The organism is Pseudomonas sp. ICMP 561, assembly GCF_002699985.1.
Classification (GTDB): domain Bacteria; phylum Pseudomonadota; class Gammaproteobacteria; order Pseudomonadales; family Pseudomonadaceae; genus Aquipseudomonas; species Aquipseudomonas quasicaspiana.
In genome coordinates, this window is the sequence record NZ_LKBT01000002.1 from 81675 (window position 1) to 99824 (window position 18150).

General features: G+C 55.9%; 18 protein-coding genes. 10 read left to right on the top strand and 8 right to left on the bottom strand.

Going from position 1 to position 18150, the window contains the following annotated elements; all coding sequences use genetic code 11:
- Nucleotides 1-25: 25 nt before the first annotated feature.
- Both AO242_RS02760 and AO242_RS02765 read right to left on the bottom strand, forming a co-directional pair.
- Nucleotides 26-532 carry a GNAT family N-acetyltransferase gene (locus tag AO242_RS02760; RefSeq protein ID WP_241154121.1) on the bottom strand — a complete coding sequence of 169 codons (507 nt, stop codon included), beginning with the start codon at nucleotides 530-532 and terminating at the stop codon, nucleotides 26-28.
- The gene (locus AO242_RS02765; protein ID WP_027901033.1) at nucleotides 529-1428 is read right to left on the bottom strand and encodes a chemotaxis protein; all 900 of its coding nucleotides are present in this window, start codon (nucleotides 1426-1428) and stop codon (nucleotides 529-531) included. The genes AO242_RS02760 and AO242_RS02765 overlap by 4 nt, the downstream gene beginning before the upstream one ends.
- Nucleotides 1429-1754: 326 nt before the next feature.
- Between AO242_RS02765 and hmpA the strand changes: the two genes are divergently transcribed.
- The 7 genes from hmpA (at nucleotide 1755) to cyoE (ending at nucleotide 9423) form a co-directional block, all read left to right on the top strand.
- Nucleotides 1755-2936, top strand: coding sequence for an NO-inducible flavohemoprotein (hmpA, locus tag AO242_RS02770; RefSeq protein ID WP_099267587.1), 1182 nt, complete (start codon nucleotides 1755-1757; stop codon nucleotides 2934-2936).
- Nucleotides 2937-3595: 659 nt separating this feature from the next.
- Nucleotides 3596-4120 (top strand): disulfide bond formation protein B, encoded by a 525-nt coding sequence (locus AO242_RS02780; protein WP_099267589.1) that lies wholly within the window; start codon nucleotides 3596-3598, stop codon nucleotides 4118-4120.
- Between the two features lie 452 nt (nucleotides 4121-4572).
- The gene (gene cyoA / locus AO242_RS02785; protein WP_027901030.1) at nucleotides 4573-5541 is read left to right on the top strand and encodes a ubiquinol oxidase subunit II; all 969 of its coding nucleotides are present in this window, start codon (nucleotides 4573-4575) and stop codon (nucleotides 5539-5541) included.
- Nucleotides 5542-5544: 3 nt separating this feature from the next.
- Entirely contained in the window at nucleotides 5545-7563 is a 2019-nt protein-coding gene (gene cyoB, locus AO242_RS02790) for a cytochrome o ubiquinol oxidase subunit I (protein ID WP_099267590.1), read from the top strand.
- 2 nt (nucleotides 7564-7565) lie between these two features.
- Nucleotides 7566-8189 (top strand): cytochrome o ubiquinol oxidase subunit III, encoded by a 624-nt coding sequence (locus AO242_RS02795; RefSeq protein WP_027901028.1) that lies wholly within the window; start codon nucleotides 7566-7568, stop codon nucleotides 8187-8189.
- Entirely contained in the window at nucleotides 8190-8525 is a 336-nt protein-coding gene (gene cyoD / locus AO242_RS02800; RefSeq protein ID WP_027901027.1) for a cytochrome o ubiquinol oxidase subunit IV, read from the top strand.
- 10 nt (nucleotides 8526-8535) lie between these two features.
- Nucleotides 8536-9423 (top strand): heme o synthase, encoded by an 888-nt coding sequence (gene cyoE, locus AO242_RS02805; RefSeq protein WP_027901026.1) that lies wholly within the window; start codon nucleotides 8536-8538, stop codon nucleotides 9421-9423.
- 81 nt (nucleotides 9424-9504) lie between these two features.
- Here the strand turns inward: cyoE and AO242_RS02810 are convergent, their stop codons facing one another.
- Both AO242_RS02810 and AO242_RS02815 read right to left on the bottom strand, forming a co-directional pair.
- Nucleotides 9505-11016: a hypothetical protein gene (locus tag AO242_RS02810; RefSeq protein ID WP_099267591.1), complete on the bottom strand. Its 1512-nt coding sequence runs from the start codon at nucleotides 11014-11016 to the stop codon at nucleotides 9505-9507.
- Between the two features lie 199 nt (nucleotides 11017-11215).
- A complete protein-coding gene (locus tag AO242_RS02815) occupies nucleotides 11216-11641 on the bottom strand; it encodes a VOC family protein (protein WP_027901022.1) in 426 nt (141 codons plus the stop codon).
- Between the two features lie 126 nt (nucleotides 11642-11767).
- Between AO242_RS02815 and AO242_RS02820 the strand changes: the two genes are divergently transcribed.
- The gene (locus tag AO242_RS02820; protein WP_099267592.1) at nucleotides 11768-12652 is read left to right on the top strand and encodes a LysR family transcriptional regulator; all 885 of its coding nucleotides are present in this window, start codon (nucleotides 11768-11770) and stop codon (nucleotides 12650-12652) included.
- A gap of 108 nt (nucleotides 12653-12760) precedes the next feature.
- A complete protein-coding gene (locus AO242_RS02825) occupies nucleotides 12761-13780 on the top strand; it encodes a branched-chain amino acid aminotransferase (RefSeq protein WP_099267593.1) in 1020 nt (339 codons plus the stop codon).
- A 90-nt stretch (nucleotides 13781-13870) separates the two neighbouring features.
- On the opposite strand, the gene AO242_RS02830 is transcribed toward AO242_RS02825, so the two are convergent.
- The 3 genes from AO242_RS02830 to AO242_RS02840 form a co-directional block, all read right to left on the bottom strand.
- On the bottom strand, nucleotides 13871-14848 hold the full coding sequence (locus AO242_RS02830; protein ID WP_099267594.1) for an ATPase: 978 nt from the start codon (nucleotides 14846-14848) through the stop codon (nucleotides 13871-13873).
- A 164-nt stretch (nucleotides 14849-15012) separates the two neighbouring features.
- Nucleotides 15013-15801: a transporter substrate-binding domain-containing protein gene (locus AO242_RS02835; RefSeq protein WP_099267595.1), complete on the bottom strand. Its 789-nt coding sequence runs from the start codon at nucleotides 15799-15801 to the stop codon at nucleotides 15013-15015.
- Nucleotides 15802-15973: 172 nt separating this feature from the next.
- Complete coding sequence (locus AO242_RS02840) at nucleotides 15974-16762, bottom strand: transporter substrate-binding domain-containing protein (protein ID WP_027901017.1); 789 nt, start codon at nucleotides 16760-16762, stop codon at nucleotides 15974-15976.
- Between the two features lie 423 nt (nucleotides 16763-17185).
- On the opposite strand from AO242_RS02840, the gene AO242_RS02845 reads away from it, so the two are divergent.
- Nucleotides 17186-17800, top strand: coding sequence for a YitT family protein (locus AO242_RS02845; RefSeq protein WP_099267596.1), 615 nt, complete (start codon nucleotides 17186-17188; stop codon nucleotides 17798-17800).
- A 105-nt stretch (nucleotides 17801-17905) separates the two neighbouring features.
- Here AO242_RS02845 and AO242_RS02850 read toward each other — a convergent pair whose 3' ends face one another.
- A complete protein-coding gene (locus AO242_RS02850; protein WP_099267597.1) occupies nucleotides 17906-18136 on the bottom strand; it encodes a hypothetical protein in 231 nt (76 codons plus the stop codon).
- Nucleotides 18137-18150 lie beyond the last annotated feature (14 nt).

Sequence of the window (18150 nt, forward strand, 5' to 3'; positions counted from 1 at the left end):
TCGATTGATGATGGAGTATGCCAGATCAGACCTGATCGGTTTCCTGGCGCTGGACGTAGCGCATGCCTGCCTTCTCATACAGGCAGCGCGCGGCCAGATTATTCTCCATGACCTTGAGGTCCACCCAGGCTTCGCCTCGCTGCCGAAAAATGTTGAATACATGGTTGAGCAACTGAAGCGCCAGGCCTTGATTTCTGGCGCGGGGGTGTACGACCAGATCCTTGATGAAGGCGCTGGTCCAGCCCTGAATCAGCCCGACCATTCCTTGCTCATCCCGGAGGGCAAAGCACAGCGTCGGATCGTATTCGGGATCGGTTCGCCAGTCGTTTACCCAGTCTTGATACTCGGGCATCCGTATATCGTCGGCATGCCCCTGCAACAACAGAGCGTGAGCTTCCGGGGCGTCTTCGAAGGTGAACGGCGTGATCTGGATATGACCGGGCCATGCTTGTGCCGGGGCCAGATTTCCCAGATCACGGCGCATCAGCCACCAATGCCGGTCTGAACCGCCGAGGCGGTCCATCACACTCATGCGCCTTGAGCCTTGACCGCGCGTGCAGCGACGATCAGGCAGCGGGTCAACTCAGGTGACGAAAACTTGGTCAACACCGCGTTGGCCCCTGCAAGCCTGGCTTTCTCACTGTTCATGGCGCTGTCGAGCGACGTGTGCAGCAGGATATACAGGTCTTGATAGTCAGGCGTTTCACGCAGTGTGCGGGTCAAGGCGTAGCCGTCCATCTCGGACATTTCGATGTCCGAAACCAGCACGTTGATCTGCGCAGGAGAACCCTGGAGTTCGAGCAAAACGTCAATGGCCTCCTTGGCGCTGCGGGCCGTGTGGCAATCGATACCCAGATTGCGCAGTGTGAGCAGCGATTGCTGCAGCGCCACCTGGCTGTCATCGACTACCAGAATGCGGGTGGCAGCCAGCAGTTCAGCTTCTTCCATGGTCAGCGCATCCGGCTGTGCAACGATCTGCGCCGGGGCGATACCGTGGATGACTTTTTCGATATCCAGTACCTGCACCAGCGTGCCATCGACCTGAGTGACACCGGTGATGAACGATCTGCCGTTGGCACCAAAGGGCGGTGGGCGGATATCAGTCGTCAGGCAATGCACGATCTTGCTGACGGCCTGAACATGCAGCCCCTGTTTCGAACGACTGACGTCAGTAACGATCAGGCAGCCGCCATCCGGGTCGACCAAAGGTCTTTCACCAATGGCCCGGCTCAAGTCGATCACCGACAGCGAAGCTCCTCGCAGCGTGGCGACGCCTTTGACGTGCGGGTGCGATTCGGGAAGTCGTGTCAGGGCAGGGCAGGGGATGATTTCGCTGACTTTCAGCAGGTTGATCGCCATCAACTTGCCGCTGCGTAATGTGAACAGCAGCAGCGAAAGGGAATCTGCTCGGACGTTCTTGGTGGACATATAAAACCTTCTGGCAATAAAAGTTTTGCCGCAGTAAGCAGCAAATAGCCTTCTCTGGACAGGTTATCGACCCGGTACAGGCACGCTTGAGGGTTTTTTGTGCGCTAACCGGATTTGCCTGATCCAGTCGACATGTCGACAGCGGACTGGATGAAGCTCACAGCGATGAGTCATTAAGACCTCGTGTAGTCATAATGACCGCTTTTCTTTTGGAGTCTATTTGACTAATAACCGCTAACTCATTGATTTTAAAGGTCTGAAATTTTGGCATGGTTTCTGATACGGCATGAGTACTTTTTTCAACGCCTTTCTGCAAGGAGTACATCATGTTGACCGCCTCGGATCGCGCCATTGTCAAAGCCACCGTCCCACTGCTGGAAAGCGGGGGCGAAACATTAACAACTCACTTCTACAAGAAGATGCTCGATGAGTATCCACAAGTCAGGCCGCTGTTCAATCCAGCGCATCAGGCCAGTGGCGATCAGCCCAGAGCTCTGGCCAATGGTTTGCTGATGTATGCCCGGCACATTGATGAACTGGAACAGTTGGGTGGCTTGCTGACAAAAATAATCAACAAGCACGTCGCCCTGCAAATCCTGCCGGAGCACTACCCGATTGTCGGTCGTTGCTTGCTGAGTGCTATCCGCGAGGTGCTGGGTGATGTGGTCGCCACTGAAGAGGTGCTGCAGGCCTGGGGTCGTGCCTATCAACAACTCGCGGATGTGCTGATTGGCGCCGAGCACGCAATCTATGAAGAAAAGGCGCAGGCCCCTGGCGGCTGGCGTGGTACGCGTGAATTCACGCTGGCAGCCAAAGTCGCTGAAAGCTCGGAGATCACCTCGTTCTACCTGCGGCCCGCAGACGGTGGACAGATACTGGATTTCGCGCCGGGCCAGTACATCGGCGTGCAATTGCAGATCGCCGATGAGGAGGTGCGCCGTAACTATTCGCTGTCAGCGGTGGCGGGTGATAACCAGTACCGGATCAGCGTTAAACGCGAGCCTCGCGGTAAGGTTTCCAACTATCTGCATGATCAGTTGCAAGTGGGCGACAGCCTGCACCTGTTTCCACCCTCGGGCGAGTTCACCCTGACAGCCAGCGACAAGCCGCTGGTGTTGATCAGCGGGGGAGTGGGCATCACCCCAACCCTGGCGATGCTCGAAGCTGCACTCACAACACCGCGTCCGGTGCATTTCATCCACTGCGCCCGCAACGGTGGCGTGCATGCCTTTCGCGACTGGGTTGACGGGCTGGCGGTCAGGCATCCGCAACTCAAACGCTTTTACTGCTACGCCGAAGATGACGGTGTCAGCCCGGCGGCAGATGCACTTGGCCTGCTTGATCAATCGCGCCTGGAGCAGTGGTTGCCCGAGGAGCGAGATCTGGATGCGTACTTCCTCGGCCCCAAGGCTTTCATGAAGGTCATCAAACGTCAGCTCAAAATCGCCGGAGTGCCGGAAAAGCAAAGTCGCTTCGAGTTTTTTGGTCCGGCTTGTGCGTTGGAGTGAGGTGCGACAAATAGTCGCGCTCTTCTATATATAGAAGAGGGGCTCCCGAGGAATGCGTTTTCCTCAAGCATGGCTGCCGCCGATAAGCAAAATATGTTCCGTTTGCTTTCTGTAGGAGCTGGCGGAGGCTGCGATAGCGTGCTGCCTGACACACCGCTATCGCAGCCTCCGGCAGCTCCTATAGGGGTGGCCCGATGCTATGCGCTGCGACAAATAGTCGCATCCCTCTATATATAGAAGGATGCGGTTTGTCCCGATTTGGTCTTTGAATGGAGATGCGTTTTCTGTAGGAGCTGCCGAAGGCTGCGATAGCGTACTGCCTGACACTCCGCTATCGCAGCCTTCGGCAGCTCCTACAGGGGTGGACCGATGCTACCGGCTGCGACAAATAGCCGCATCCTTCTATATATAGAAGGATGCTGTTCGTCCTGCGCAATGCAGTTGCTCATGCACTGAACTGGCGCAACCAACACCACCGGGCGGCCAAATATGCCCATATGGCGGGTACAGGCTTGAGTTGTCTGTCACGGACCATGATTATCGCGAGCGATCAGGGCGTTGAGCCTTTACAATCCGGTGTCTGCCCTCGGGGTGCTGGCATCAAGTCCCCCGGCATTGATCGAACGGTCCCAATGGACACCCTTTCGAAAGGTAAGTGAATGAGCGACAACATGTTGTACCTAAAACGCGAGAAGCGCTTTCTGGTCCTGCTGGGCGTTATCTGCCTGGCGCTGATCGGCGGGGCGCTGTACATGCAGATCGTATTGGGCGAGGCGCCTTGCCCGCTGTGCATCCTGCAACGATATGCGCTGCTGTTCATCGCCATCTTCGCCTTCATCGGCGCGGCCATGCCGGGCCGCCGCAGCATCACTGCGCTGGAAACACTGGTAGTGCTCAGCGCAATAGGCGGGATTGTTGCCGCAGGCCGCCATGTCTACATCCTTTCGCATCCTACCGAGAGCTGTGGCATCGATGTGCTGCAACCGATTGTCGACGGCCTGCCTCTGGCCTCGATGTTCCCGATCGGGTTCCAGGTCAGTGGGTTCTGCACGACCCCTTATCCGCCAGTCCTCGGATTGTCACTCGCGCAGTGGGCTCTGGTCGCGTTCGTTTTGACCGTCGTACTGGTGCCGATCGGCATCATTCGTAACCGTCGGAAATACCGCGGGCTACAGGGCCTGTAAGGAAAAAATGCCCCTACGGAAAGGGGTATTTTTTGTGAAAAATTCGTGAGCTGTTTGTCGATTTTTACAGATCCTGATACAAACTGTTGCTAAAAAAAACATAGTCATTAAATTTCTAGATATCTACAATCCCCGCACTTGCCCCGCTGGCTTACCCAGTGATGAGCATTTTCGAGGTCAAAAAGCGCCTTTTGCGCAGGCTGTGCCGTAGTGCCAGTCGGACTCTGAAGTACCATGAATGCATGCACCAAAGGGAGTTGGCCCGTATTCCGGGCGTGATGCCACGCATTCGAACAAGAAATTAAAGATAAATATGGATTTGTCGTTACGCTTTGCATGCGTCGTGACAGGCTTTGTTCAATCCAAAAAATATGCCAACACGGCAGGTTTCGGTGTTGGCGGTCGAAAACCAATTGCACCCGCAAGCTGCTTTTGCTTTTAGAGGTCGTGAGATGAGTAAAAAAAGGTACCCCAGGTTTTTTGGCTTCTTGGCCCTTTTCAGCATGCTTTTGCTCAGTGGTTGCGAGGGCGTGCCTCTGCTCGATCCTAAAGGGCAAATAGGGCTTGACCAGCGCAACCTGATTATCACCGCAACGCTGTTGATGTTGATCGTGGTGATTCCGGTCATTTTCCTGACCATCATCTTCGCCTGGAAATATCGTGCCACCAACAAGGACGCCACTTACACGCCTGAATGGTCGCACTCCACCAAGATCGAGGCCGCAGTCTGGGGCATTCCTCTGGTCCTGTTGGTGTTTCTTGGCTACATCACTTACAAGTCTACTCACGCTCTGGACCCGTATCGTCCAATCGAATCCGATGTGCCGCCGATTACCATCGAGGTGGTTTCGCTGGACTGGAAGTGGGTCTTCATCTACCCGGAACAAGGCATCGCGACGGTCAACAAGATCGTTTTCCCAGCCAATACGCCGGTGAATTTCAAGATTACCTCTGATTCGGTGATGAACTCGTTCTTCATTCCGGGTCTGGGCGGCCAGGTTTATGCCATGGCTGGCATGCTGACCAAGCTACACTTGATATCTAACGAAAATCACGAATACGACGGTATCTCCGCCAACTACAGTGGCGCGGGTTTCACCGGCATGAAGTTCAAGGCAATTGCAACGTCCAAGGCGGATTTCGACGCCTGGGTCGCCGAAGTCAAGAGTTCACCTAAAAAGCTTGAAGCTTCGGAATACGCTGCTCTGCTCAAACCGAGCGAGCGTAACCCGGTCGAGCTGTTCTCCGCAGTCACTCCGAACCTGTTCAATGCCGTCATCGACAAGTACGAAGGCATGAAGCCAGGCAAGGTGAACCCTCACGAGCAGGAAGGTACTGCACGCGAGTCGGACGCCAACGTGGGTGAGAAAGTGATGGACATGGGCAAGGGTAAGCATTCAGCTGCTGGGGCAGAGGAGTAAACGATGTTTGGTAAATTAAGTCTGGACGCGATCCCGTATCACGAGCCGATAGTCATGATCACCCTGGCGATGATCGCCTTGGGTGGTATCGCTCTGGTTGCGGCACTCACCTACTTCAAGAAGTGGACCTACTTGTGGACTGAATGGCTGACGTCAGTCGACCACAAGAAAATCGGTGTGATGTACATCGTGGTTGCCATGGTCATGCTGTTGCGCGGTTTCGCCGACGCCGTGATGATGCGTACCCAGCTGGCTTTGGCCCAGAATGGTGCCGAAGGCTATCTGCCGCCTGAGCACTATGACCAGATCTTCACCGCTCACGGTGTGATCATGATCATCTTCATGGCGATGCCATTCTTCACCGGTCTGATGAACATCGTCGTGCCGCTGCAGATTGGTGCCCGTGACGTTGCCTTCCCGTTCCTGAACTCCCTGAGCTTCTGGCTCCTGGTGTCCGGCGTACTGTTGGTCAACATCTCCCTGGGTGTCGGCGAGTTCGCTAAAACCGGTTGGGTTGCTTACCCGCCATTGTCCGGGCTTGCTTACAGTCCTGGAGTGGGGGTCGATTACTACATCTGGGCGCTACAGCTATCCGGACTCGGGACGACGTTAACGGGTGTCAACTTCCTCGTCACAGTGCTGAAAATGCGCACGCCTGGCATGAAGCTGATGGAGATGCCGATCTTCACCTGGACCTGCACCTTCGCTAACATCCTGATCGTTGCTTCGTTCCCGATCCTGACTGCCACCCTGGCAGCCCTGACTCTGGACCGTTACCTGGACTTCCACATTTTCACGAACGAGTTGGGCGGTAACCCAATGATGTACGTGAACCTGTTCTGGGCGTGGGGTCACCCTGAGGTTTACATTCTGGTACTGCCGGCGTTCGGTGTGTTCTCCGAAGTCATCTCTACCTTTACCGGCAAGCGTCTGTTCGGCCACAAGTCGATGATCTACGCCAGCGGCGGTATCACCGTCCTCGGCTTCATGGTCTGGCTGCACCACTTCTTCACCATGGGTTCTGGCGCCAGCGTCAACGCCTTCTTCGGTTTGGCAACGATGCTGATTGCGCTGCCGACGGGTGTGAAGTTGTTCAACTGGCTGTTCACCATTTACCAGGGCCGTCTGCGCTTCACCGCGCCAGTGCTCTGGACCCTGGGCTTCATGATCACCTTCTCGATCGGCGGTATGACCGGCGTTCTGTTGGCGATCCCGGGTGCTGACTTCGTGCTGCACAACAGCCTGTTCGTAATCGCTCACTTCCACAACGTCATCATCGGCGGTGCGGTATTCGGTTACATCGCTGGTTTCGCGTTCTGGTTCCCTAAAGCGTTCGGCTTCAAGTTGAACGAGAAGTGGGGCAAGGCTTCGTTCTACTGCTGGTTCTTCGGTTTCTTCGTCGCGTTCATGCCGCTGTACTTCCTGGGCTTCCTGGGTATGACTCGTCGTCTGAACACTACCGACAACCCGGCCTGGAACCTGTACCTGGACATCGCCTGGTTCGGTGCAATGCTGATCGCCGTTGGTATCGCATGCCAACTGATCCAGATCTTCGTGAGTATCCGTGACCGCAACAAGCCAGAGAATCTTGATCTGACTGGCGACCCATGGAATGGCCACACGCTGGAATGGTCGACGTCTTCGCCGCCACCGTTCTACAACTTCGCTGAACTGCCTAAAGCCGACGAGCTGGATGCATTCACCGCGGCCAAGCGTGATGGCGTTGCTTACAACGTACCGGCTCACTACTCGGCGATCCATATGCCGAACAACACTGCGACTGGCCTGGTAATGGGTCTGCTGTTGACAGTGTTCGGTTTTGCCATGATCTGGCACATCTGGTGGTTGGCTATCGCCAGCCTGGCGGCGACCGTTGTTTCGTTCGTCATCCACGCCGCACGTGACGATCAAGGCTATATGGTGCCCGCTGAAGAAGTGGCGCGTATCGAAGGTGAGCAGCACAAGGTCCTCGTGGCTCAGGGTGCATACACGCCTGGCAAATCCACACTGGAACAGGTTTAAACATGTCGAACTTAGTATTGAATCCAGGAGATGCCCACGATCACAGTGATCACGGGCACGATCACCACGATGCGGGGCCGATGACCGTTTACGGTTTCTGGCTCTACCTGATGACCGACTGCGTGTTGTTCGCATCCTTCTTCGCGATCTACGCGGTGTTGGTAAACAACGTTGCAGGCGGTCCTTCGGGACACGACATTTTCGAACTGCCATTCGTGGCCGTCGAAACTGCTTTCCTGTTGTTCAGTAGTATCACTTACGGCTTTGCGATGCTGGCCGTTCACAAGGGCAAGAAGAGTCAAGTGCTGGGCTGGTTGGCCCTCACCTTCCTGTTCGGTGCCGGCTTCATCGCGATGGAAATCTACGAGTTCCATCACCTGATCGTTGAAGGTTATGGCCCTAGCCGTAGCGGCTTCCTGTCTGGCTTCTTCGCACTGGTAGGCCTGCACGGTCTGCACGTGACCAGCGGCCTGATCTGGATGGGCATCATGATGTATCAGGTCAAGACTCGCGGCCTGACGTCGACCAACGCTACCCGTCTGAGCTGCCTGAGCCTGTTCTGGCACTTCCTGGACGTGGTGTGGATTTGCGTCTTCACCGTTGTTTATCTGATGGGGACTTTGTAAATGGCTAACGCACACGCGCATACCTCTGCTGACGACCATAGCAATGGCGTAAAGGACTATGTGATCGGCTTCGTCCTGTCCGTGATCCTCACTGCTATCCCGTTCGGCGTTGTGATGTACCCGGTCATGTCCAAGTCAGCGACGCTGATCACTATCCTGTTGTTCGCTGTGGTGCAGGTTCTGGTTCACCTGCGCTACTTCCTGCACCTTGATCGTTCGGTTGCCCAGCGCAATAACGTGTTCGCTTTTGCGTTCACTGCGATGGTCATCGTGCTGCTGGTCGGCCTCTCGTTGTGGATCATGTTCAGCATCCACACCGTCATGATGGCTAAATGAGGTAACCCTGATGTCCCTTAAGCACTTTATCCAAATCACCAAGCCGGGGATCATTTTCGGTAACGTGCTTTCGGTGGCAGGTGGCTTTTTTCTGGCCTCCAAAGGGCAAATTGACTTCGGCATGTTCCTGGCCGCAGTCATAGGCACCTCATTGGTCGTGGCATCCGGTTGTGTATTCAACAACTGCATCGATCGTGACATTGACCAGAAGATGGAGCGCACCAAGAACCGTGTGCTGGTACAAGGCCTGGTCTCACTGAGACTGGCCTTGCTCTACGCGACGATTCTCGGTGTTGGCGGGGTGGGGTTGCTTTACACCAAAACCAACCCGCTCGCAGCGATGCTCGCCGTGATCGGCTTCGTGATTTACGTCGGCTTCTACAGCCTGTATTTCAAACGCAAGTCGGTACACGGCACATTGATCGGTAGCTTGTCGGGGGCTATGCCTCCGGTAATCGGTTACTGCGCAGTGAGCAACAGCTTCGACTTTGCGGCATTGACCCTGCTGGTGATGTTCAGCCTCTGGCAGATGCCGCATTCCTATGCCATCGCGATTTTCCGTTTCAATGACTACCTGGCTGCAAAGATTCCGGTTCTACCGGTTGAGCGCGGTATCAAGGTCGCCAAGCGGCATATCCTGCTCTACATCCTGGCGTTCCTGGTCACCACCTTGATGTTGACCTTCGGCGGTTACGCCGGGCTCAACTATCTGGCGGTTGCTGCGGGCATGGGTATGTACTGGCTGTATATGGCCTGGAAAGGCTACAAGGCGGTGGATGACACCGTCTGGGCCCGCAAGCTGTTCGTGTTCTCCATCTTCACCATCAGCGCTTTGAGCTTCATGATGTCGGTGGACTTTCAGGTAACCAAAGATCTGCTGGTGACTTACGCCTTCTGATCCACAGTTAGTCTGAAAACAGAAAGCCCCGTTGCTCGTTTGAGCAGCGGGGTTTTTTATTTCTGGCGTTTCACCTCTCACTCAATTCTCAAACCAAAACTCATACTTCCCCGTCGGCTGCTCCAGCGCATAAGCCTGCATCACCTCCCTGAGTGTCTGCGCTGATTGCTCGTCGGTCGCGTAAAAAGCAACGTGGTTGAACGCCGTAGCGATTTTAGGGATGTGCATCTGCAGTTCGCCGACCTTGATCCAGTTGTCCGGGCGTTCGGGGAACCACTCTTCGTAAACGAAGGCATAGTGGACGTTCTTGCGATCCATCAAATCCTTGATCCATTGCGGGCCGCTTTCGGACTTGCGCAGTTTCAGCGCTTCAAGGTTGCCCAGGCCCCAGAGGTCCAGCACGTATTGTCTGGAGTTCAGCGCCACCAGTCCAAGATCGTTGACTGCCACCGGGGCGTTGAGCCGCTGGGCGATCTGTGACATCGGGTACTGCTGGTTATAGACCGCTGCTGACGCTAGCGGTGTGCTCAGGGTGGTGTACACCAGTTGCGCGAACGCCAGTGGTAGCAGGCCGAAGATGATTGCTGTGGTGCGCGCCTTGAGATGGGTCAGGCACAGGTGCAGGAAAAACACCCCAAGAAATGTCAGCCAATAGATTTCATAGCGCCCGAACCATCCATTCTTGCCAAACAGGGTATGCAGCGCGGTGACCGTAATCAGCAGCATGACCAGCAGTTTTCGGTTCGGCATGAAGGCACACATGACCAGCATCGCGAGAATGATCCAGCCATACTTTTCGAACTGGCCAATGGCATTCATGACGATGGACGATAGCCCGGTCGTGTCCGATTTGGCGATAACAGAGGAGGGCAGGTAGCCAACGCCCAGCCTGGCCAGAAACAGAGAGAACAGCGCCACGATACCGACCAGTGCGACTCCGCAGACCAGCGGCTTCAGACGCTCACTCTTGCACAGCAAATAGAGCAACACCGGAAGAGACACCGCCAGCCCTTCGTAACGCACCAGTGGCAATAGCAGGATGGCCAGGTAGACGCCGTTGCTCGTGATCTGTTTGCCGTAAAACTCTTTGCGCAGCACGCCCACTGCAATTACCGCCACCAGATAAATCTGCAGGCAATGTTCCATGCCGTTGAAGATCAGCCCGTAGAAGTTGGTCGCGAGGAACCAGCCGCCCAGAATGAAGAACCGATGGGCAGAGCTGATACCCGACAGCAGTCGGTTGAAAAGCGAGAAGGTCAGAAAGGAGAAACCGATGTTCAGGAGCAGCGGCACCCACAGCATCAAGCCGCTGAGAGGGGTAAAAGGCGCCAGTAGAAAGGGCCAGAGGATGCTCGACGACGGTGCCGAATATTCGCCGGGATTGATGCCGTAATGACCGCTGAAGATGCGCCTGGCCAGATCGATATGGATATATGGATCATCGAGGGTATACATCAACGTGCCGCCGTTGATGACCAGTATGCTCAGCAACAGCAGAGTGACTGGCAGGCAGAACAGCAACAGCAACAGCATCAGGCGGCGATCAGGAGTGGTTGCGATAGAGCAAGTTGCTGCGTTGATGCCCGTATCCATGGCTATCTGCTCATCAAAGAAGGCGAAGGAGTCCTGTTTGTCTGAAACAGGGTCAGCCTAACGCAGCACCACTTGATGTCAAATTAATGGCCTCAATCGCGTCCTGTTTGGTGGGGTGTTTATCACGCGTCAAAATAACCACTTCAGGCGTGAAGGCTGCTGTCACGAGTGCGACTGACAGCCTCCGCCCTGAACCTGATTACTTGGCGAACAACTGACCGATGTCCTTGAACGCCTTGAACTCCAGCGCGTTGCCGCATGGGTCGAAGAAAAACATGGTGGCTTGCTCACCGACTTCGCCTTTGAAGCGCACGTAAGGTTCGATCACAAACTTGATGCTCTGCGAACGCAGGCGCTCGGCCAGGATTTCCCAGTCTTCCCAGCTCAACACCACACCAAAATGCGGAACGGGCACGTCATGGCCGTCCACCACGTTAGTGCCTGCCGATTCTTGCGAGGCGGTTTTCGGGTGCTCGTGGATCACCAGTTGGTGGCCGTAGAAATCGTAATCAACCCAATGATCGCTGGACCGGCCTTCGGTGAAGCCGAAAATATTCGTGTAGAAATGGCGGGCGGCGGCCAGGTCGTGGACGGGGATAGCTAAATGGAAAGGGGCGAGGCTCACGGTAGTCATCCTTTTTTTATGAGGCAAAGGCTATGGAAGATGGATTGATTCTAGATAAGAATAAATTTATGCAAAGCGGATATATTTACTGCTCAGCTCAAATAAAATCGATCAATTGGACGGCTTATGTTGCGTGAATTGAAGACCTTCATCGCCGTGGCCCGCTATGGCACCTTCGCCGCGGCGGGCATGCACATTGGTTTGACCCAGTCAGCTGTCAGTTCGCAGATCAAGAACCTTGAACAGGCGCTCGGCGTGCGTTTGTTTGATCGCACCGGGCGTCAGGCGATTCTCAATGCCGCTGGCGTTCGCGCGCTGCCCCTGGCGCAAGAAATGTTCGAGCTGTTCAATCGCATGTCGACGCCGGTGGACCCGGATGAGTACCGCGGCGAAATGAAGATTGGCGCGATTGCCAGCGCGCAAACCGGGTTCCTGCCTCAAGCGTTGTTAAGGCTGAGGCGTCGCGCACCGGCGGTGGAGGCCAAGCTGGTGCCTGGCGTGTCGCTCAACCTGCTGAGTCAGCTGGACGCGGGTGAGCTGGACGTGGCGATCCTGATCAAGCCGCCCTTCGAGTTGCCCAAAGAACTCCATGTGCAGGTGCTGGAAACTGAGCCCTTTGTGCTGATTGTGCCGCTGGATGTCGAGGAGACCGATCCACTCAAGCTGTTGGCCGGGCAGCCGCACGTGCGCTACGACCGCGCTTCGTTCGGTGGGCGTCAGGTCACCCGGTTTTTGCGTGAGCAGCAGATCGAGGTGCACGTCGCGCTGGAACTCGACGAGCTGGACGCCATCGTCAAGTTCGTCGAAAGCGGGCTGGGCATTTCCCTGATACCTCGGGCCGGACTCTGGCTGGAGCGCGAAGCCAGGGTGCGGGTCATCAGCCTGGGCGACCTGACCTTTCATCGCGAAGTGGTGTTGATGATGCGCCGTAGCCAGCGCGATCTGCCGCTGCACAAGCTGTTCACCGATTGCCTGACACCTGACGCCGGTGGAGAGAATTCGTCAGATTGAAGGTGTATCAAGGTTTATGCGTATTTGAGGCCGCAAGCCGCGGATGATCTGGCAGAATACGGCCATTGCCTGATTCGTCCAGGCAGCCGCTAAATGAAAGAGGGCGTTATGAGTCACGACAGCATTAACTGGGACACTCTGGGTTTCGACTACATCAAAACTGATATGCGCTACCTCTCTCACTGGCGCGATGGCGCATGGGACGAAGGCTCGCTGACTGAAGACAACGTACTGCACATCAGCGAAGGCTCCACCGCGCTGCACTACGGCCAGCAGTGCTTCGAAGGCCTGAAGGCCTATCGCTGCAAGGACGGCTCGATCAACCTGTTCCGCCCTGACCAGAACGCCCTGCGCATGCAGCGCAGCTGTGGTCGCCTGTTGATGCCGCAAGTGCCGACTGACGTATTCATCGAAGCCTGCAAGAAAGTCGTTGCTGCCAACGAGCGTTTCATCCCGCCTTACGGTTCTGGCGGCGCGCTGTACCTGCGTCCCTTCGTCATTGGCGTGGGTGACAACATCGGCGTGCGTACTGCGCCCGAGTTCATTTTCTCGATCTTCTGCATTCCAGTAGGCGCCTACTTCAAAGGTGGCCTGAAGCCGAACAACTTCGTGATCTCCGGCTACGACCGCGCAGCGCCACAAGGCACAGGCGCAGCCAAGGTCGGCGGTAACTACGCCGCCAGCCTGATGCCAGGTTCGGAAGCCAAGAAACTGAGCTTCGCGGATGCCATTTATCTGGATCCGCAAACCCACACCAAGATCGAAGAAGTCGGCTCGGCCAACTTTTTTGCGATCACTCACGACGATGTGTTCGTCACGCCGAAATCCCCATCGGTTCTGCCGGGCATCACTCGCCTGTCATTGATCGAGCTGGCGCAGAGCCGTCTGGGCCTGAAGGTCGTGGAAGGTGATGTGTTTATCGACAAGATCTCTGACTTCAAAGAAGCCGGCGCTTGCGGCACTGCTGCGGTTATTACGCCAATTGGCGGGATTTCGTACAACGACAAGCTGCACGTGTTCCACAGCGAAACCGAGGTCGGCCCGGTGACCCGCAAGCTCTACGCAGAACTGACCGGCGTACAGTCCGGTGACGTTGAAGCGCCAGCAGGCTGGATCGTCAAGGTTTGATGTAAACCTGTAGGAGCTGCCGAAGGCTGCGAACGAGGCTGTGTCAGACAGACCGCTTTCGCAGCCTTCGGCAGCTCCTACAGATCTCCGTTATTTCGTGGAATCTGTCTCCTTCGCCGGCCCCAGCACAATCACCAGGTGCCGCAAGTCTTCCACGCTCAAACTGATGCTCTTTCCCGACGGGCTTTCGCTCACTTCACCCAGCGCATACACCGTAAAGAACTTCACCTCTTCGGCATGGCTCAGCAGTTCGCTGATGTATCGGCTGGAGCGGTAGGCTTTCATCTGCGCAGGCGACACATACAGCGTCACCAGCTTGCCCTCAAGCCGGTCGAAGAACTTGAACTTGAACCCCAGCCCGTAGCGCTCCACCAGACCGCCGCCGTATAGCACCCGACCGTTATCGCCCAGCTTCGCGTATTTGATATGCCGGAAGTAGGAGCGCAGCGTCAGCTCGCCCTGGCCAGGAATCTTCAGGGTCAGCAGCTTGAAGTCATCGGCGGATAATTGCGCTTTGGCTTGACGATAGCTGTCGACGAGACGTTCAAGGTTGTTGGTGCGGGTTTCGCTGTCGCGAGGTTGCTTTGCCGCTGGAGCCTTAACGGGAGTGGGTTCGTCCGCTATCTCTGCGGCGACAGCAGCCGGTTTGGCTTCTTTGGTTTTTCCTGCACCGGGCGTCTTGATGGCTGGATCAAAGACATCAATGTAGTCATCCAGCTTGCGCTTGGCCTTGCGGATGCGCGTCTGTGGTTCGGTTTCTTCGCTGCCAGCGGGCAGCTGGTTTTCTTCTGCCTGCTCATCGATCCACTCACAATCGGGATGATGATCGGAGTGCGGGTTAGCGCGAAAGTGAGCAGACACAAACGTCGGATTGTCCTGCGGCTTCACGTCGTAACGCACGCCCGTAATCTTCGCCCCGAGCCTGCGACAGGGTTCGCTCGAACAGAGAAACTCAAAACGCTGCCGAGGCTCTTCCTGAGAAAAGTATTCCCGGCGCGCAGCACTGATCGACAACTCCTCCTGGAGCTCGACACAGAACGCACGGGTGATGGTTTTGTTGGTTTTCATCTGGCAGGTCCGACAGGTCAGAAGCACGTCGTAGTGTCTTTGACATAACTGTGTCCTGCAATAGACACCAAACCGGTAGGAGCCAACCTGTTGGCGAGGCAGCGTGTCTGATACACCGCGTCAAGCCTCTCGCGAACAAGTTCGCTCCTACCGGTTTTTGGGTTTTACTGTCCCGGCACTGCCAGCCAGTTACCCACTGCTTTCTGATAAGCACCGGTGGCTTTGCTCAAGTGCAGCCACTGATCGACATAGCTTTTCCAGGCCACATCGCCACGCGGCAGCAGATAGGCTTTCTCACCGTATTGCAAAGACTGGGTCGGATTGATCGCGCACAAACCCGGCATGCGCTTCTGCTGGTAGAGCGCTTCGGAGGCTTCGGTGATCATCACGTCAGCTTTTTTATCCAGCAGTTCCTGGAAAATGGTTTTGTTGTCATGGAACGCCAGCTGCGCGTTGGGCAAGAAGGCGCGGGCGAAGGCCTCGTTGGTGCCACCGGCCGGTTCGATCACGCGTACGGACGGCTTGTTGATCTGCTCGAGGGTTTGATACAGCGCCACATCTTCACAACGGGCCAGTGGAATCTTGCCATCGACGTCCAGCGTGCTGCTGAAGAACACCTTCTTCTGGCGCTCCAGTGTCACGGAAATCCCACCCACGGCGATGTCGCATTTCTCGGCGACCATGTCCGGGACCAGCGTTTTCCAAGTGCTCGGCACCCATTGCACCTTCACCCCAAGGCTTTGCGCCAGAGAGCGGGCCAGTTCGATATCAATGCCTTCGTACTCACCGTCTTCGCGCAGGAAAGAATACGGCTTGTAATCACCGGTGGTGCACACCGCGAGTTGTCCCTCTTGCAACACCTTGTCCAGATGCGACGGCAGTTCCTGTGCCTGGGCAAAACCCGACAGCCCGAAAAGCAGGGCGGCGGTAGCGCTGTGTTTCATGTTTTTCATAAGAGGAGAAGCTCGAGGGTTGGAGTGATGCTGCGGACAAAGCAAGAACGGAGCCATGTCGCGCAAGTGCGCAACCACTCAAACCCTGTAGGAGCTGCCGAAGGCTGCGAAGCATTCATCCTGACATACCGCGATCGCAGCCTTCGGCAGCTCCTACAGGTGAACGTTCTTCTTACTGCCCCGGCACCGCCAGCCAATGACTGACCACGGTCTGATACGTCCCGGTTGCCTTGCTCAGGTGCAGCCATTGATCGACATAGGCCTTCCAGGTGGTGTCGTCCCGTGGCAGCAGATAGGCCTTCTCGCCGTATTGCATGTAGCGCGTCGGGTTGATCGCACACAGCCCGGGCATGCGCTTCTGCTGATACAGCGCCTCGGACGAATCGGTAATCATCACATCGGCTTTCTTATCCAGCAGTTGCTGGAAAATCGTCTTGTTGTCGTGGAAGGCCAGTTGCGCCGCAGGCAGGTGGGCGCGTACAAACGCTTCGTTGGTGCCTCCGGCTGGCTCGATCAAGCGTACCGAGGGCTTGTTGATCTGCTCGATGGTTTGATACAGCGCCTGGTCTTCACAGCGGGTCAACGGGATCTTGCCGTCAACGTCCAGCGTGTTGCTGAAGAACGCCTTCTTCTGGCGTTCCAGCGTTACCGAGACGCCGCCCATGGTCACGTCGCATTTACCGGCCAGCATGTCCGGCATCAGGGTTTTCCAGGTCGTCGGCACCCACTGCACCTTCACGCCAAGGCTCTGCGCCAGCGAGCGGGCCATTTCGATATCGATGCCTTCATATTCGCCATCCTCGCGCAGGAAGGTGTAGGGCTTGTAATCCCCCGTGGTGCAGACAGCCAGCTCGCCGGACTGCAGAACCTTGTCCAGATGCGAGCCTGAATCGTCAGCCAGGGCGGTGCCGGAGAGTCCCAGCAGCAGGGTAGCGGTGATGCAAAGTTTCTTATTATTCATGGAGGGCAGAACTCGAAAAGTTAAGTAATGAGGCGGCGTAATCCTGCCTGACAATGTTCAGCGATTCCATCGTTCGCGGTGCCGGGTAGGAGGTAACTTGTTGCCGAGAGGGTTAAACGCGGCGGTCCTGCTCTGACGCCTCTCGCGAACAAGTTCGCTCCTACCATGTGGCGTGGTGTTGGGTAGGAGGTAACTTGTTGCCGATAGGATTTGACGCGATGGTTCCAGTTTTATGTTTCGCGGCGCACCACGGCAGTGCGATCCGGTGCATAAACAGTGCATTTTCTGCCTATTGGCGCGTGATATACGCATATCTATCTATTTAGCGCGCACATCGATCTTTTATTGGGTAATCTGTGCGCGCTTTGGTTGGTGGTTTTCTGCTGGCCAGCTATTCCTCCTTACACTTTTCAAGAGTTCGTCATGACCCAGATCGCCGCCACTCAGACCGTCAAGCACTCCATGTTCGAAGACATATTTGCGATCGTCATTGGTACGTTGATGGTGTCCTTTGGGGTGATGATGCTGCGTCAGGTGGGCGGTGTGACCGGTAGCAGCGCCGGGATCGCGTTCCTGATCAGCTATGCGACCCATTTGTCATTCGGCGTGGCATTCTTTCTGATCAACCTGCCGTTCTATTACCTGGCCATCCGCCGAATGGGTTGGGCGTTTACTATCAAGACCTTCTGCTCGGTGGCGCTGGTGTCGATATTCTCCGAACTGCACGCGCGGTTCATCCATATCGACCAGTTGCAGCCGATCTACGCAGCGCTGTTCGGCAATATCATGATGGGCCTGGGGTTCATCGTTTTGTTCCGGCACAAGGCAAGCCTGGGCGGTATCAATATTCTTGCGCTGTACCTGCAAGACCGCATCGGTCTGCGCGCAGGCAAGTTGCAGATGGTCGTAGACGTACTCGTGGTGCTGGGCTCTCTGTACCTCGTCAGCCTGCCGATACTGTTGGCATCCATCGCCGGTGCAATCGTGCTGAACCTGATCATCGCCGTGAACCATCGGCCGCACCGTTACACCGCCTGATTGCCTTTCAGCAGGGCAGAAAAAACAAGAGCAAGCCCTGGTGAGAGGGCCTGCTCTTTTTTTTTGCGGTGTTTCACTGGTTCTTACTCTAGGTTGTTGCGCTGGCTATTTATCCGACCGATAGCTGATTGCCGCATAACCACGGGTTGAATGCGACTGAAGTTCTCGAGTCAGTTGCCCTAGAGTCCGCAGACTCTTCAAGGTCTGGTTCACCTGAAAGCCACGTTTGAGAATAACGGCCTGCTGATCAAAACGTTTTAACGTTGAGTCAAATACGGCGGGTGCAGCCTCAAGTGTCTCCAGATCCTGTCGGGGCGAATGTCCAGTTAAAGCCATGGTTACCTCCTGTT

Excerpts from the sequence above, each read along its gene's own strand:
- AO242_RS02845 (WP_099267596.1), top strand. The coding sequence starts at position 17,186 with ATGACCCAGATCGCCGCCACTCAGACCGTCAAGCACTCCATGTTCGAA.
- AO242_RS02840 (WP_027901017.1), bottom strand. The coding sequence starts at position 16,762 with ATGAATAATAAGAAACTTTGCATCACCGCTACCCTGCTGCTGGGACTC.
- AO242_RS02850 (WP_099267597.1), bottom strand. The coding sequence starts at position 18,136 with ATGGCTTTAACTGGACATTCGCCCCGACAGGATCTGGAGACACTTGAG.
- hmpA (WP_099267587.1), top strand. The coding sequence starts at position 1,755 with ATGTTGACCGCCTCGGATCGCGCCATTGTCAAAGCCACCGTCCCACTG.
- cyoD (WP_027901027.1), top strand. The coding sequence starts at position 8,190 with ATGGCTAACGCACACGCGCATACCTCTGCTGACGACCATAGCAATGGC.
- AO242_RS02830 (WP_099267594.1), bottom strand. The coding sequence starts at position 14,848 with ATGAAAACCAACAAAACCATCACCCGTGCGTTCTGTGTCGAGCTCCAG.
- AO242_RS02760 (WP_241154121.1), bottom strand. The coding sequence starts at position 532 with ATGAGTGTGATGGACCGCCTCGGCGGTTCAGACCGGCATTGGTGGCTG.
- AO242_RS02835 (WP_099267595.1), bottom strand. The coding sequence starts at position 15,801 with ATGAAAAACATGAAACACAGCGCTACCGCCGCCCTGCTTTTCGGGCTG.
- AO242_RS02810 (WP_099267591.1), bottom strand. The coding sequence starts at position 11,016 with ATGGATACGGGCATCAACGCAGCAACTTGCTCTATCGCAACCACTCCT.
- AO242_RS02780 (WP_099267589.1), top strand. The coding sequence starts at position 3,596 with ATGAGCGACAACATGTTGTACCTAAAACGCGAGAAGCGCTTTCTGGTC.
- AO242_RS02795 (WP_027901028.1), top strand. The coding sequence starts at position 7,566 with ATGTCGAACTTAGTATTGAATCCAGGAGATGCCCACGATCACAGTGAT.
- AO242_RS02765 (WP_027901033.1), bottom strand. The coding sequence starts at position 1,428 with ATGTCCACCAAGAACGTCCGAGCAGATTCCCTTTCGCTGCTGCTGTTC.
- cyoB (WP_099267590.1), top strand. The coding sequence starts at position 5,545 with ATGTTTGGTAAATTAAGTCTGGACGCGATCCCGTATCACGAGCCGATA.
- cyoA (WP_027901030.1), top strand. The coding sequence starts at position 4,573 with ATGAGTAAAAAAAGGTACCCCAGGTTTTTTGGCTTCTTGGCCCTTTTC.
- AO242_RS02820 (WP_099267592.1), top strand. The coding sequence starts at position 11,768 with ATGTTGCGTGAATTGAAGACCTTCATCGCCGTGGCCCGCTATGGCACC.
- AO242_RS02825 (WP_099267593.1), top strand. The coding sequence starts at position 12,761 with ATGAGTCACGACAGCATTAACTGGGACACTCTGGGTTTCGACTACATC.
- cyoE (WP_027901026.1), top strand. The coding sequence starts at position 8,536 with ATGTCCCTTAAGCACTTTATCCAAATCACCAAGCCGGGGATCATTTTC.